Source organism: Pedobacter africanus, from assembly GCF_040548825.1.
In the GTDB taxonomy this organism is placed as follows: domain Bacteria; phylum Bacteroidota; class Bacteroidia; order Sphingobacteriales; family Sphingobacteriaceae; genus Pedobacter; species Pedobacter africanus_A.
The window spans coordinates 579124-592567 of the sequence record NZ_JBEPSL010000001.1 but is presented as its reverse complement, the minus strand read 5'-3'; the positions used below and the strand labels follow the sequence as shown (position 1 = coordinate 592567).

Below are 13444 nucleotides of genomic sequence, written 5' to 3'. Positions count from 1 at the left end.
TTCCTATAGCAGTAAAGATTCCTTAACATATGAAAATCGCTTATATTTCTACTTACCCGCCACGCGAGTGTGGCATCGCTACCTTTAACCACAATCTGCTCCGTGCAATTGGTTATGATAAAACTGCTGTTTCTGACGACAGTTATGTAGTAGCCATGAATGATTCTGATCATTTAGATGAATATGAGTACCCTCATGAAGTAAAATACAGAATTCGGCAGGAAAACCAGAAAGATTACATCAGGGCAGCAGATTACATCAATACCAGTTTAGTTGATGCCTGCATTATGGAACATGAGTTTGGAATTTATGGGGGTGAGCATGGGGTTTATATCCTGCCACTGATCGCCAGGCTGCAAAAACCACTCATTACTATTTTACATACCGTATTAAAAGATCCGAGTTATATGCAGCTCACCATCATCAGGGAGATAGCCAAACATTCTTCGCGGATAGTGGTGATGAGCCACCGGGCAGTAGGCTTTTTAACCGGTGTATATGGCATTCCTTTTAATAAAATTCAATTGATTGAGCATGGGGTTCCTGATCTTGAGCCTAAAACAGACAATCCGGTTAAGGGCTCACTACCCTTCAAGAATAAGAAAGTGCTGTTTACCTTCGGACTGATCAGCAGAAACAAAGGGCTGGAAACGGTTATTGAAGCACTACCTAAAATAGTAGAAAAGAACCCTGATGTGATGTACGTGGTGCTGGGTACTACACACCCAGGCGTGATCCGGAACTCGGGCGAGGAATATCGTGACAGCCTGAAAAGGCTTGCCCGTAAGCTCAATGTAGAAGATAACATTACTTTCATTAACAAATTTGTATCTGAAGAACAGCTGTTCGATTACCTGACAGCATGCGATATGTACATTACCCCCTATCTGAATGAAGCTCAGATTACCAGCGGAACGCTTTCCTATGCCATAGGTGCCGGCGCTGCAGTGATCTCTACACCTTACTGGCATGCGCAGGAACTATTGGCAGATGACAGGGGAAGGTTATTTGATTTCAAGGATTCAGATGCTTTGGCAACTATAGTAAATGAGCTTTTTGAAGATCAGGAGAAATTAAACACCCTGAAAGCAAATGCTTATGAATATGGTATCCATTTGCGCTGGCCAAGTACCGGACAGGTATTTGTAGACCTGCTGGATGAAGCGATCAGCAAGTCGCTCGCCGAGAAAGACAGTTCAGGTAAACAAATCATTGATCCTGATGCCATGCCTTCCTTTAGCCTTGCACACGTGCAGCGGCTGACAGATGATACCGGCATTGTACAGCATGCCAAATTTGGCATCCCTAACCTGAAAGAAGGGTATTGTGTAGATGATAACGCGCGCGCACTGATCCTGGCCATTATGGCTTATCAGCAGAATAAAAGCAAGGTCGCCCTCGAACTGCTCCCCGTTTACCTGAGTTACATCCAATATATGCAATGTGATGACGGAAATTTCAGGAACTTCCTGAGTTTTACCCGGGAGTATCTTGATGAAGTCGGTTCTGAAGACTCTTTTGGGCGTACCATCTGGTCGCTCGGCTACCTGATCAACAACGCGCCAAACAATTCTTACCGTGAATTTGCCCGCGAGCTGTTTAGCAAATCTGTTCCTCATTTCCAGAAACTTCAGCACCTGAGGGGTATTGGAAACACAATGATCGGCTTGTCTAATTACCTGAAAGCGCATCCGGGTGACGATTATGTAAGGGAGCAATTTGACCAGCTGGCTGCGCCCTTAAAAGCTGCATACCGTAAAAACAAGCAGGAAAACTGGCACTGGTTTGAAGAGAAAATGACCTATGATAATGGCATATTGCCACTTGCTTTATTTTCGTATTACCAGTGCAGCAGGGATAAGGAATCACTCGAGATCGCTTTGGAAAGTATGGAGTTTCTAAGCAGCAAAACACTGTCGCAGGGCTATTTAAACCCTGTAGGCAATGATGGCTGGCTGTATAGGGAGGGCCAAAACGGGATGGCGGTGTATGATCAGCAGGCCATAGAAACCATGGCCATGGTGCTGATGTATTTTAAAGCCTACGAGATTACGCGTGACCTGACCTATATCAAACAGATGTACCTCTGCTACCAGTGGTTTTTAGGTGAAAACAGTCTGCACCTGCCCTTGTTTGATCATGAAACAAAAGGTTGCGGGGATGGGCTTCAGCCACAGGGTGTGAACCGGAACCAGGGCGCCGAAAGCACACTAGCCTACTGGATATCACACTTGGTTGTGCTAAAAGCACTCGAATATGAATATATCCAAAGTGGCGATCTGAGTAGTTCTGTACAAAAGCAGATGCTCAGCTAAATTATTATGCTGAAGGCTCCCGCTTAAAGCTGGAGTTCTTCAGTTTTTCCAGCAGCAAGTCTATTTTCACCGCAGCAAACGACGAACAATAATCAGACAAGCCGTAAGGTATAATCAGTTCATCATTATGGATAATAGAGCCGCAGGAATACAGTACATTAGGCACATATCCCTCCCGCTCATCGGTATTGGGAATAACCAAAGGCTCAGTTAAGCGACCAACTTCAATAGAAGGATCATTCAGGTCGAACAGGCTTGCGCCCAGACAGTAACGGCGCATGGGTCCTACACCATGGGTGATAACCAGCCATCCGGCCGCTGTTTCTATAGGAGAGCCACAATTGCCGATCTGAATAAATTCCCAAGGAAATTGCGGGGCCTGTAGTTTAACAGGATTGTCCCACACTGTGAGCTTATCTGAATACATCAGGTAATTGTTCCAGCCGTCGATACGCGACATCATGGCATATTTGCCGTTTATTTTACGTGGAAATAGTGCCAGATTCTTATTCTGTGCACCTATGCCATGCAGCGGACTGATCTTAAAATCATAAAAATCAATTGTTTGCAACAACTTAGGCATAATCATGGCACCATCAAATGCTGTATAGGTAGCATAAAAAATAACGTTGCCATCATCTTTCACAAATCGGACAAACCGGGCGTCTTCTATACCTTTACGCTCAAATTCTGAAATTGGAAAGATGACCCGGTCTGAAATATCGGTATCCCTTGAAAAACTGATTTCATGATAAGTATCAGACAACCAAAGAATTTTGTCGTATTCCAGTTTTTTGAGGTCGTTTTCCTGTAGCGACTTCCCATCAAGTATAACCTTGCGAAGCGTAGCATAATCGAATTTATCTTCGAGTTTTAGCCCCACCTCATCCAGCACTTCTATGTTAATTCTGGAGTCTGCTGCCTTTTTAAGAAACAATTTTTTATTGTATACCGCATTTTTAATGACTTCAGCTTCATCTATATAATTTCCAACAGGTATTACGCTGATGTTGTGATCACGGTCAATAAGCGCCCTTCTGAATACCACAGAGGAAATATGTCCTTCCCCTACCGCCCTGAAGCTGATGATGAGCCTTTTTTCGCCCTCTACCAGGTCTGACTGGTCGGGATCTTCAACAACAGAAGGGTTAAAAAAAGCAGCTGATTCTATAGAGTATTCGTGGGTAAAGTAAGAGCCGAGCAGTAATTTCTGGTACTTATCAAGTGATTCAAAATCATAACCCGCCGTTTCTATACAGTGTTTAATTTTCTTACAGTGACGTGTCAGGATTTTAGTGATGTTCCGGTGCCGCTTGGAATACTCCTGAAGCAGGGGCGAGATCAGGCCGAATACTTCTTTGTCGGAAAGTGCCAACACGTGTTTCACCACCTCAACTGCCCTTTCATCTCCGTTAAAAAAAAATCTTGCAATTACCCGCTTGGGATCGGGGTACACCTTAACTGGTTTTCTTTCTATTGATAATCTCATATTACGTATAACGTTTTAGGTGTGCACAAAGATTTATGAATTTATAGTTTTTTTGAAAAAAACGTCAGCAGACTGACAACCTTTTGTCAGATCGTATGCCAAAACAGGCAAGGATCATACTGACAATTTTACAAAAAAAGTCAGGACGAATAAATAAAAAACTGCTGGATTTGTCATAATTCAAGTAAGATTGTCACACCAAAATAATAAAGACCTTGCTGAAAAATTCTATTCACTTAGGAATTAAGCGGTTACCAAAAAGGTTATTTTCGCACATCTCAAGGCACATTATGTTTGGCACAGGCATTGACTATATATCGTAAATGGTCAGAATGTAAAAGTCAATACTGGTCATATTATTAATTATAAAAAACAAAGAGATGAAAAAGTTATTATTATCATTAGTAGCAGTAGCAGGTATCGCATTTGGTACACAAGCACAAACCGAAAAAGGTAAATTTATTGTGGGTGGTACCGTAGGTTTAAACTCTACAAAAGAAGATGGTGCCGATAAAGCTGACTTCAAATTTGAAGTAAGTCCTTCTGTAGGTTACTTCGTAAGCGACAACTTTGCTGTTGGTACAGGTGTAGGTTATGCTTATGATAAAGAAGTAAGCCGCGGTTCTTTAACTCAAGGCTTCCAGGTTGCACCTTTTGGCCGTTATTATGTTGGTTTGTCTGACCAATTCAAATTCTTTGGACAATTGGCAGTGCCTATGGTTTTTGGAAATATGAAAGATGTTGATGAGGTTACAGGTGATGTAGGCGATAAAACTGGTAGCGTAACTCATATTGGTGTAAAGTTAAGCCCTGGATTTGCTTTCTTCCCAACCAAAAGAGTAGGTATTGAAGTTTCTGTTGATGGCTTAGGTTACAGCAACACAAGCCTGAAAGACGAAGCAACTGGCATCAAAACAAAAACCAATTCATTTGGTTTAGACGCCAGCACTATCACTCCTAAACTGGGTGTAATGTTCCACTTCTAGGATGACTTTTACTTAATATTTAAGTTTGGTTAAAGAAAAAGGCCTCTGCAGTTGCAAAGGCCTTTTTCTTTTAGTCGATCATTTATCGTTTCCGCTCTATTTCCCTGTCCATTTCCAGGATATTTACTTCTCCTGAAGCCCGGTCGTCACCAATCAGATATTTATTGAAATGATCTGCCAGTTTCCAGAAAGTATACTCGGTAAGCTCACCAAAGCCATGACGCTGTCCGGGTACCATTACCAGTTCAAACCGTTTTCCGGCTTTCATCAGCGCATTGGCTACCCTGATGGTATTTGCAGGGTGCACATTGTTGTCGATATCCCCTGTCATTAACATCAGATGCCCCTTCAGGTTTCTGGCCAGATCCGGGTTTTTATCTATGCTGTAGGTAAAAGTGGTATCGCCTTTGGCAGATACTACCTCTTTTACCCCATGATGCTTTTCGCTCCACCAGCGGTTGTAAATGCTGTTGTCGTGGTTTCCGGCATTGGAAACTGCAACTTTAAAGAAATCGGGGTATACCAGCATTGCGGCTGTAGACATGAAACCACCACCAGAATGACCGGTAATACCTACTTTGGTTGCATCAATAAAAGAGTATCTGTCGGCCAGTTGCTCTACTGCAGCCTTTTTATCTGCCAGTCCGTAATCGCGCAGATTGCCGTATCCATAAGTATGGTACCATTTAGAACGGGCCGGGTTACCGCCACGGTTACCTACTGTAACCACAATGTAACCAAACTGTGCCAAACGATCGGTCCGGTCCATGCTTTTGCTGAAGGCTTTGTTTACCGCCTCTGTCTGCGGCCCTGGGTATACGTACTCGATAACAGGGTATTTTTTGTTCGGATCAAAATCAAAAGGCTTGTACATTACCCCATAAATATCGGTCAGCCCATCATCGGCTTTTACTTTAAAGGGTTCCGGGAATTTATAGCCTGTAGCCATTAACAAAGAAAGATCGGCAGTTTCCAGGTTCATCACCACCCTGCCGTTGTTGTCCATCAATGCCGATTTCGGCACTGTGTTTACCCTCGAAAAGTTATTGACAAAAAATTTCGCTTCATCATTCATGCTAATGGCATGGTCAAAATCGCCGGGGTTCAGCAGTTTCATGCCCGAACCGTCAAAATTGATACGGTACAAATGCAGGTAATAAGGATCTTCTTTGTTTTCCCTGCCATTGGCTGTAAAATAAAGGACACGGTTCTTCTGGTCTATATTTACAATTTCTTCGCAGTGGAAAGCACCTCTGGTGATCTGATTCTTTAATTTACCATTTCCATCGAACAGATAAAAATGCGCCCAGCCATCGCGCTCCGACCAGTGGATCAACTCGTTACCATCATTAACCAATCCGGGCCGGCTTACCTCTACATAAGTGTTGAAGCGTTCATCTATTAAAGGTGTAACTGTGCCGGTATTGATGTCGACCATACAAACGTCAATACGCTTTAAATCCCGACTGGTACGTTGAAAATATATTTTACTGTTGTTTCCCAGCCAGATAGAAGGGCGGAATTCGTTGTCGCGGTCCTTATTTTTCAGAGGGGCACCCCAAACCGATACAGTCTGGTCTTTAAATGCCGCAGTATTCAGCTTTTTATAACTTTTTGAAGTAAAGTTGAACAGCAGGATTTCTGTAATGGGCGATTCCTTTTCGCCGGGCATCTGGTATTTGTAGGTTTCGAGGGTTGGTCTGCCCGCTGCCACGTTATTGATTACCCAGAGGTCTTTTACCTTACGGGAATCTGTACGGTTCAGCACAAAATGTTTGGAATCGGGCGACCACATGACATAAGCCGGGCGTCTTTTCTTATTGTTCTTTTCATTCTCTTCATTGTTTTCTCCGTCGCCGTTGCTTCCATAGGGATAAAATTTTACGCCATCTTTAGTGAGCTGATGCTCTACGATGGTGCTGTCCTCTTCATTTTTAACCGCCTTTTTATAATTTTCCTTATCCATCCAGTAGAGGTTAAAATTGCGGCTGAAAATAATAGCAGAGGAATCGGGCGCTACCGAACCCCAGGAAGGTTTGGCCTTGGGTTTCGTATAATTAGGAATTTCGGTAAGCTTTGCTTTAGCCAGGTCGTAATTGAAATAAAACACCTTCTTCTGCATAGAATCGGCTGCTTTTTTGTCTTTTCTGTCTTTTTTTAGCTCATCTATCGTACTCCTCACCTCAAAAGTAAGCTGCTTCTCATCTGCCGAAAATTTCAGGTTTTCCAGCGGCAGATGCTGGGCATCAAAAGGATCGCGGATGGTGCTGGTGATTTCTGCAGCAAGTTTGGCATTGTCAAACAGCTTCTTTTTGCTTTTGGCAGCGGGGTCTACCAGGTACCACTCCTTTCCGGCCGGTGTTTCGTACTCATACCAGAAACGGTTACTCAGCTTTAGCCAATGGGGATCTACCGCTGTAGAATATACCATTTTACGGAGTTTATTGGGCGAAAACCTGGATGCTGCCTGATAGTTTGCACGGGGTGCAACAGCCTGTGTCTCGGATATCGTAAATGTTTTGGTTTGTGCAAGGGCATCTTGGCCGGCACAAAGCGTAGAAAAGGCCAGTGCCAGCGGCAGGTAAAGTTTGTTCATTATGAATTGGATATAAATTAATCGGCTAAAAATATTGATTAATACATTCCATGGTAGAAAATTATTGTAATAAATGCGATAGCTACCATTTATTGATTTGATTTTTTAGTTTTGTACCAAATACCTTATATGAAAGCTTACTTTTTACCTCTAGTGGCTGCAGCAGTAATTTTTACTGCCGGATGTCAGTCAAAATCTCAAACCAATGGCGATCAGGCCTATGCCAAAGACAGCACTGCTGTAGCCACCAGTGAAACGGCAGCAGCAGATGGCACACAAGCTGCCCCTGTTGATGTGTCTAAAATAAAAGTGGCAGATGCTAAAACCATCCTGGCCCGCAAGCAGGTGCCTATATTGTGCTACCACCAGGTGCGCAACTGGAAACCTACAGATGGCAAAATAGGCAAAGATTATATTGTTGAGATCCAGAATTTCAAAGACCAGATCAAGATGCTGGCCGACAGTGGTTATCACTCCATTTTACCAGACCAGCTGTATGCATACTTAAATACAGGTGCCCCTCTGCCACCAAAACCGATCATGTTTACTTTTGACGACACCGATATGGACCAGTTTACAGTAGCTGCACCAACTTTAAAAAAGTATGGTTATAAGGCAGTTTATTTTATCATGACCGTTTCTATAGGCAAGAAGGGTAAGTTTGTAGATTATATGACTAAGGAACAGATCAAACAGCTTTCTGATGAAGGCAATGTAATTGGCAGTCATACTTACGACCATAAAAACTTTAAAAAATATCAGGGCAAGGACTGGGAAGAACAATTGGATAAGCCAACAAAAAAACTGGAAGAGATTACCGGCAAAAAAATGACGGAATTTGCCTATCCTTTTGGTTTATGGAATGCAGAGGGCATTCCGCAGTTAAAGAAACGCGGTTTCAGAATGGCCTTTTCACTGGCCGACAAACGAGACCAGAACGAGCCCCTGTTTACCATAAGACGGATCATTGCCAGCGGTTACTGGAGTCCTAAAACCCTGCACAACAGCATCGTAAAAAGCTTTTAATACCCTTCCGGGTTCTCTCATCTGAAAATGAAACGCAGATTTTTCGCAACTACCATGGCAGCAGGCTTACTGCTTGCTGCCTGTACCAATACTATAAAAGGCGGCATAGATACAAACAACATGCAGCTGAGTCCGACTAGTGAAACAGCTGCTGCAAATGTTGAAGGAGGCGCTAAAAAAGAAGCTACCGCAGCCGAAATTTTAAGCAAAAAGGAAGTGCCGGTACTTTGTTACCATCAGATCAGGGACTGGAAGGCTTCTGATTCCAAACGTGCGCATGACGACATCATGCCCCCGGCCAAATTTGCGGAGCACATGAAAATGCTGGCCGATAGTGGTTACCATACCATCCTGCCAGACCAACTATACGATTACCTGAACAATGGGACCACCTTACCAGAGAAACCCATCATGATTACTTTTGACGATACCGACCTGGATCAATATACAGTGGGTGCAAAAGAGCTAAAAAAGCATGGTTTTAAAGGTGTGTATTTTATCATGACGGTATCAATAGGCCGGCCAAGATACATGAACAAAGCCCAGATCAAAGAACTGTCTGACGAAGGGCATGTCATCGCCAGTCATACCTGGAACCACAAGAATTTTGCGCAGTTTACTGATGAAGACTGGGAAATCCAGATCGACAAGCCCAATAAAACCCTGGAGGCCATAACCGGTAAAAAGGTAGAATATTTTGCTTATCCATATGGCGTATTTAAAGCCACCAACTTGTCCAAATTAAAGGAGCACGGTTTTAAAGCAGCTTTTATCCTGTCTACCAAAAGGGATGAAAACTACCCAATGTACACCATCAGGCGCATCATAGATCCGGGAACCTATACGGCCAGAAACCTGTACAACAGCATCAATAAGAGCTTCAAATAGATTACTCAACAGCTATAATCTTGTATTTTTTGCCGTTAAAGGTAAAATCGTCTCCCTTTTTATGTCCAAGCATCAGCTTACCTATTGGCGAGGCAGCAGAGATAGCGAATACGGTTTTACCTTCTATCTGTAGCTGACCGGCGCTGATGCTGATGTAAAAGATACCCTCGCTGGTATGTACCAGGCTTCCGCCACTTATCGTATCGGCGGCGGCTGTATGCCCAACAGCTTCCAATACCTTCAGGTTATCCTGTGCATCAATCAATAAGCGTTTGTTACGATCTATATCCTGCTGCATCATTTCCCTGCTGGTTTCATACTTATCACCGGCACTGCTTTTTGTGTCGTCGTTACTGGCTTCACGGGCTTGCGCCAATGCAGTTTCTGCGGTCTGGATGCGCTGTTCAATAAAATTTAAGCATAACTGATATAAATGCTCTTTGTCCATATTTACGACTCTATCCATTTAATTTTCTCGTCTATCGGTGTACGTTTGGCTTCCCTGGATTCCTCATTGTGATAGCCCATGTAAAAAAGTCCAAAACATTTTTCATGTTCACCTAAGTTAAGATATTCTTTGAGATCTGCAATCATGCCGGGCGAACTCCAGTAAGCACCAACCTGAAGGGCCTCGGCAGTAAGGGCCATGTTCTGTACGGCGCAGGCCAAAGCAGCCAGCTCTTCCCATTCAGGAATTTTATCGCTATGCAGCTTTGCATTCAAAGTGATGATACAGCTGGCCTGCCCTGCTTTTTCTGTAATGCTATCGTATTTTTTCTGCAGGAACTGGTTCGATGGTGTGCTTTCCTTATACAAACGGGCCAGTTCCTGCCCTAGTTTTATTTTCCCCTCGTTCCTGAATACAATAAAGCGCCAGGGTTCTGTAAGTTTATGTGTAGGTGCATAATTAGCACTTTCCAGAATCTGCCGGATCACCTCTACCGGAACCTCTTCCTGAGTATAGCTAACCGGGAAAATGCTTCTCCGGCGCTTAATGATATTGCTTAAAATTGTAATTTCTTTGTTCTCCATAACGTTCTTGTTAACGCTTTCCATGATTCTTAGACAAACGTACGTATGCCTGCAAAAATAAAATTAAAGGACGGGTGAAATGTTTACCTGGTGTAATACTTTTTCAATTGTTTCTTTACCATTTTAGCACGGGCAAAAAAAGCAATACTTTCTATACCCATCAGATGTTCAATGGTTTCCTGCAGTTCCTCCTTTATCCAATCGTACCGTGGCACCAGGTTGGCCAGGGCCTGCATACAATGTACTTTACTAGCCACCAGTGTTTCCGGATCAACCAGCCAGGTAAACAACACCTCTATTACCGGGTCAAAATCTATCTGATCTGAAAGCTCCCTATAAACCGGATCTGCGTTCCTGTCTGTCATCAGTGCCACAATTTTGGCATAATGACGCATAGCCGAAGGGTTGTTTTGGCGGGGAAGCAGGCTCAGCAAGGCCGGCACATGGGTACGAAACTCCTGAGGCCGGTTTGTCATCAGGTATTCCAGCATCCAGGCCGCTCTGAAAGCTACCTCCTTCTTTTTATAAAAGCTGAGTTCCAGCAAATCGGCAATATCCGGATTATGGCCTTCAATGATGGCAGTAACATTGTCAACCATCTTAAATTTCATGGAAGTATCCAGTCTTGCAATCAGTTCTTCTTTACCTACCATACAAAAATCTAGTGATCAAACTTAATAAAATAAATTATACTTACCTTTGCGGCTTATTTTTCAGCAATATGATTTCAGTTTCTAATTTATCACTCCGCTACGGAAAAAGAACTTTATTTGAAGATGTAAACCTAAAATTTACCCAGGGCAACTGCTATGGTGTAATTGGGGCCAACGGAGCAGGTAAATCTACTTTTCTTAAAATTTTATCAGGCGATGTAAGCCAGACTACAGGTACAGTAGCTTTTACCCCGGGAGAGCGTATGGCGGTTTTAAAACAAAACCACTATGAGTTTGATGAATTCAGTGTAATTGAAACTGTAATGATGGGCCACAAGGAATTGTACGACATCATGAAAGAAAAGGATGCCATCTATTTAAAGGAAGATTTTACCGATAAAGATGGCGAACGTGCCGGCGAACTGGAGAACAGATTTGCAGAAATGGACGGCTGGAATATGGAAAGCAATGCCGCTACCATGTTGAGCAACCTGGGTATTAAAGAAGAATACCATTATAAACAACTTAAGGAATTAGATGGTAACCAGAAGGTGCGTGTTTTACTGGCACAGGCCTTATTTGGTAACCCCGATATTCTGCTGCTGGATGAGCCTACCAACGACCTTGACATTGATACCATTGCCTGGTTAGAGAACTTCCTGGCCGACTATCAGAACATTGTACTGGTGGTGTCGCACGACAGGCACTTTTTAGATGCGGTTTGTACACATATTGTGGACATCGACTTCAGCAAAATGAGTATCTACTCCGGTAACTACACTTTCTGGTACGAGTCGAGTCAACTGGCCTTAAAACAACGCAGCGACCAAAACAAAAAGCTGGAAGAAAAAGTGAAAGAGTTACAGGAGTTTATCCAGCGCTTTAGTGCAAATGCCTCTAAATCCAAACAGGCAACTTCGCGTAAAAAGGCTTTGGATAAGATCGACATTTCAGAAATCAAAGCTTCAAGCAGGAAATACCCGGCCATCTTGTTTAATAACCTGGGGAGGGAAGCTGGCGATCAGATTCTGCAGGTGGAACATTTATCCTGCTCACTAAATGATGAAGTAATGTTTAAGGATGTGAGCTTCATGGTAAATAAAGGCGATAAAATTGCGGTTTTATCTCAGAACAGCCTGGCTACAACTGCTTTTTACAATGTACTTACCGGCAGGGAAAAGAATTATAAAGGTGAATTTAAGTTTGGTGTGACCATCAATGTGGCCGACATCCCTAACGACAATTCTATTTACTTTGAAAATAAAGACGAAAATCTGGTCGACTGGCTTCGTGAATACTCAGGCACAGATCAGGACGAGCAATTTGTAAGGAGTTTCCTGGGTCGTATGCTTTTCTCTGGAGAAGAGGTGCTAAAAAATGTAAAAGTACTGTCGGGGGGCGAAAAAATGCGTTGTATGTTCTCGCAGATGATGCTCAAACATGCCAACCTTTTATTGTTTGATGAACCAACCAACCACCTCGACCTGGAATCTATTACTGCACTGAACAATGGAATGAAAGATTTTAAAGGCACTGCTCTTTTTACTTCACGAGATCATGCCCTGACCGAATCTGTTGCGACACGTATCATTGAGCTGACCCCTAACGGCGCCATAGATAAAATGATGTCCTATGATGAATACATCAGCAGTCCGGATGTAGCAGAGCTGAGGGCAAAAATGTACAAAGGTTAATGTCCTGACTTTCAAAGAAAAAAATGCCTTCCTTACGGAGGGCATTTTTTTTATATCATAGTTTTTTTTAACATCTTTTGCAAATGCAACTTTATTGCTTTTATATTTGCACTATAAAAATCTATCTGTTCATTTTATAAAAAACAAATTCAAAAGATGAAGCCATTTGTTAAATCAGCACGCCTTGATCAGCTGGGCATTACTGCATCCCTGGCCTGCGCCATTCATTGCGCTGCCCTTCCCTTCGTTATCAGCACCCTGCCGCTATGGGGATTAGGCTTTCTGGCCAATAGCTGGGTGGAAATCAGCATGATCTGCCTTTCATTAATTATAGGTGTCTGGTCGCTTGCCAGCTCGTATCCTAAACACAAAAAAATTACGCCTATTGCTGTACTGCTGGCTGGCTTTGGATCAATAGCGCTGGGACATTATTTTATAGAAAGCCTGGAGGCTATACTGATTCCACTGGGTGGCTTTACCATTGCTGCGGCACATTTTATCAATTGGAAATACAGCCGCAGCTGCCAGCACAAATAAAATTGCGGTTTATTTTAACCCGCAGTAGCAAATACTTTACACGAATAGTATATGCAATTAAATTGCATATACTATTTTTGTGTATCACACAACCCCATATGAACAAGAAACTAATATTCGCGGCATTTCTGGCTTTTGTAAGCATGATCAACCCGGGCTGCAAACATGAAAAGATGGATGGCAAAAAACTCTACCTGAAGTATTTAAACAACCATCTAAAAAAATAAC

12 protein-coding genes are annotated in these 13444 nt (G+C 42.8%); 7 read left to right on the top strand and 5 right to left on the bottom strand.

Annotation, left to right across the window (positions count from 1 at the left end):
• Positions 1–29 precede the first annotated feature (29 nt).
• A complete protein-coding gene (locus ABIE26_RS02320) occupies positions 30–2315 on the top strand; it encodes a glycosyltransferase family 4 protein (protein ID WP_310140481.1) in 2286 nt (761 codons plus the stop codon).
• Positions 2316–2319: 4 nt separating this feature from the next.
• On the opposite strand, the gene ABIE26_RS02315 is transcribed toward ABIE26_RS02320, so the two are convergent.
• On the bottom strand, positions 2320–3804 hold the full coding sequence (locus tag ABIE26_RS02315; RefSeq protein ID WP_310140483.1) for a glycoside hydrolase family 130 protein: 1485 nt from the start codon (positions 3802–3804) through the stop codon (positions 2320–2322).
• Between the two features lie 380 nt (positions 3805–4184).
• On the opposite strand from ABIE26_RS02315, the gene ABIE26_RS02310 reads away from it, so the two are divergent.
• Positions 4185–4790 carry an outer membrane beta-barrel protein gene (locus tag ABIE26_RS02310; protein ID WP_310140485.1) on the top strand — a complete coding sequence of 202 codons (606 nt, stop codon included), beginning with the start codon at positions 4185–4187 and terminating at the stop codon, positions 4788–4790.
• An 82-nt stretch (positions 4791–4872) separates the two neighbouring features.
• On the opposite strand, the gene ABIE26_RS02305 is transcribed toward ABIE26_RS02310, so the two are convergent.
• On the bottom strand, positions 4873–7386 hold the full coding sequence (locus ABIE26_RS02305) for a S9 family peptidase (protein WP_310140487.1): 2514 nt from the start codon (positions 7384–7386) through the stop codon (positions 4873–4875).
• Between the two features lie 129 nt (positions 7387–7515).
• Between ABIE26_RS02305 and ABIE26_RS02300 the strand changes: the two genes are divergently transcribed.
• Both ABIE26_RS02300 and ABIE26_RS02295 read left to right on the top strand, forming a co-directional pair.
• Positions 7516–8412, top strand: a complete 897-nt coding sequence (locus tag ABIE26_RS02300) for a polysaccharide deacetylase family protein (RefSeq protein WP_310140488.1) — start codon at positions 7516–7518, stop codon at positions 8410–8412.
• Between the two features lie 27 nt (positions 8413–8439).
• Positions 8440–9300 (top strand): polysaccharide deacetylase family protein, encoded by an 861-nt coding sequence (locus ABIE26_RS02295; RefSeq protein WP_310140490.1) that lies wholly within the window; start codon positions 8440–8442, stop codon positions 9298–9300.
• Position 9301: 1 nt separating this feature from the next.
• On the opposite strand, the gene ABIE26_RS02290 is transcribed toward ABIE26_RS02295, so the two are convergent.
• The 3 genes from ABIE26_RS02290 to ABIE26_RS02280 form a co-directional block, all read right to left on the bottom strand.
• Positions 9302–9766, bottom strand: coding sequence for a GreA/GreB family elongation factor (locus tag ABIE26_RS02290; protein WP_310140492.1), 465 nt, complete (start codon positions 9764–9766; stop codon positions 9302–9304).
• Positions 9751–10332, bottom strand: coding sequence for a nitroreductase family protein (locus tag ABIE26_RS02285; protein WP_310140494.1), 582 nt, complete (start codon positions 10330–10332; stop codon positions 9751–9753). The genes ABIE26_RS02290 and ABIE26_RS02285 overlap by 16 nt, the downstream gene beginning before the upstream one ends.
• Positions 10333–10415: 83 nt before the next feature.
• Complete coding sequence (locus tag ABIE26_RS02280) at positions 10416–10985, bottom strand: hypothetical protein (RefSeq protein WP_310140496.1); 570 nt, start codon at positions 10983–10985, stop codon at positions 10416–10418.
• 68 nt (positions 10986–11053) lie between these two features.
• On the opposite strand from ABIE26_RS02280, the gene ABIE26_RS02275 reads away from it, so the two are divergent.
• The 3 genes from ABIE26_RS02275 to ABIE26_RS02265 all read left to right on the top strand — a co-directional run bounded on the left by ABIE26_RS02275 (position 11054) and on the right by ABIE26_RS02265 (position 13443).
• Entirely contained in the window at positions 11054–12679 is a 1626-nt protein-coding gene (locus tag ABIE26_RS02275) for an ABC-F family ATP-binding cassette domain-containing protein (RefSeq protein ID WP_310140497.1), read from the top strand.
• Between the two features lie 156 nt (positions 12680–12835).
• Positions 12836–13216 carry a MerC domain-containing protein gene (locus ABIE26_RS02270; RefSeq protein WP_310140498.1) on the top strand — a complete coding sequence of 127 codons (381 nt, stop codon included), beginning with the start codon at positions 12836–12838 and terminating at the stop codon, positions 13214–13216.
• A gap of 98 nt (positions 13217–13314) precedes the next feature.
• Positions 13315–13443, top strand: a complete 129-nt coding sequence (locus ABIE26_RS02265) for a hypothetical protein (protein WP_262497624.1) — start codon at positions 13315–13317, stop codon at positions 13441–13443.
• The last annotated feature ends 1 nt before the right edge of the window (position 13444 follow it).

Bases quoted from the DNA above. Each gene is read 5' to 3' on its own strand.
- ABIE26_RS02265 (WP_262497624.1), top strand. From the start codon at position 13,315: ATGAACAAGAAACTAATATTCGCGGCATTTCTGGCTTTTGTAAGCATG.
- ABIE26_RS02280 (WP_310140496.1), bottom strand. From the start codon at position 10,985: ATGGTAGGTAAAGAAGAACTGATTGCAAGACTGGATACTTCCATGAAA.
- ABIE26_RS02315 (WP_310140483.1), bottom strand. From the start codon at position 3,804: ATGAGATTATCAATAGAAAGAAAACCAGTTAAGGTGTACCCCGATCCC.
- ABIE26_RS02295 (WP_310140490.1), top strand. From the start codon at position 8,440: ATGAAACGCAGATTTTTCGCAACTACCATGGCAGCAGGCTTACTGCTT.
- ABIE26_RS02285 (WP_310140494.1), bottom strand. From the start codon at position 10,332: ATGGAGAACAAAGAAATTACAATTTTAAGCAATATCATTAAGCGCCGG.
- ABIE26_RS02290 (WP_310140492.1), bottom strand. From the start codon at position 9,766: ATGGATAGAGTCGTAAATATGGACAAAGAGCATTTATATCAGTTATGC.
- ABIE26_RS02305 (WP_310140487.1), bottom strand. From the start codon at position 7,386: ATGAACAAACTTTACCTGCCGCTGGCACTGGCCTTTTCTACGCTTTGT.
- ABIE26_RS02270 (WP_310140498.1), top strand. From the start codon at position 12,836: ATGAAGCCATTTGTTAAATCAGCACGCCTTGATCAGCTGGGCATTACT.
- ABIE26_RS02320 (WP_310140481.1), top strand. From the start codon at position 30: ATGAAAATCGCTTATATTTCTACTTACCCGCCACGCGAGTGTGGCATC.
- ABIE26_RS02300 (WP_310140488.1), top strand. From the start codon at position 7,516: ATGAAAGCTTACTTTTTACCTCTAGTGGCTGCAGCAGTAATTTTTACT.
- ABIE26_RS02310 (WP_310140485.1), top strand. From the start codon at position 4,185: ATGAAAAAGTTATTATTATCATTAGTAGCAGTAGCAGGTATCGCATTT.
- ABIE26_RS02275 (WP_310140497.1), top strand. From the start codon at position 11,054: ATGATTTCAGTTTCTAATTTATCACTCCGCTACGGAAAAAGAACTTTA.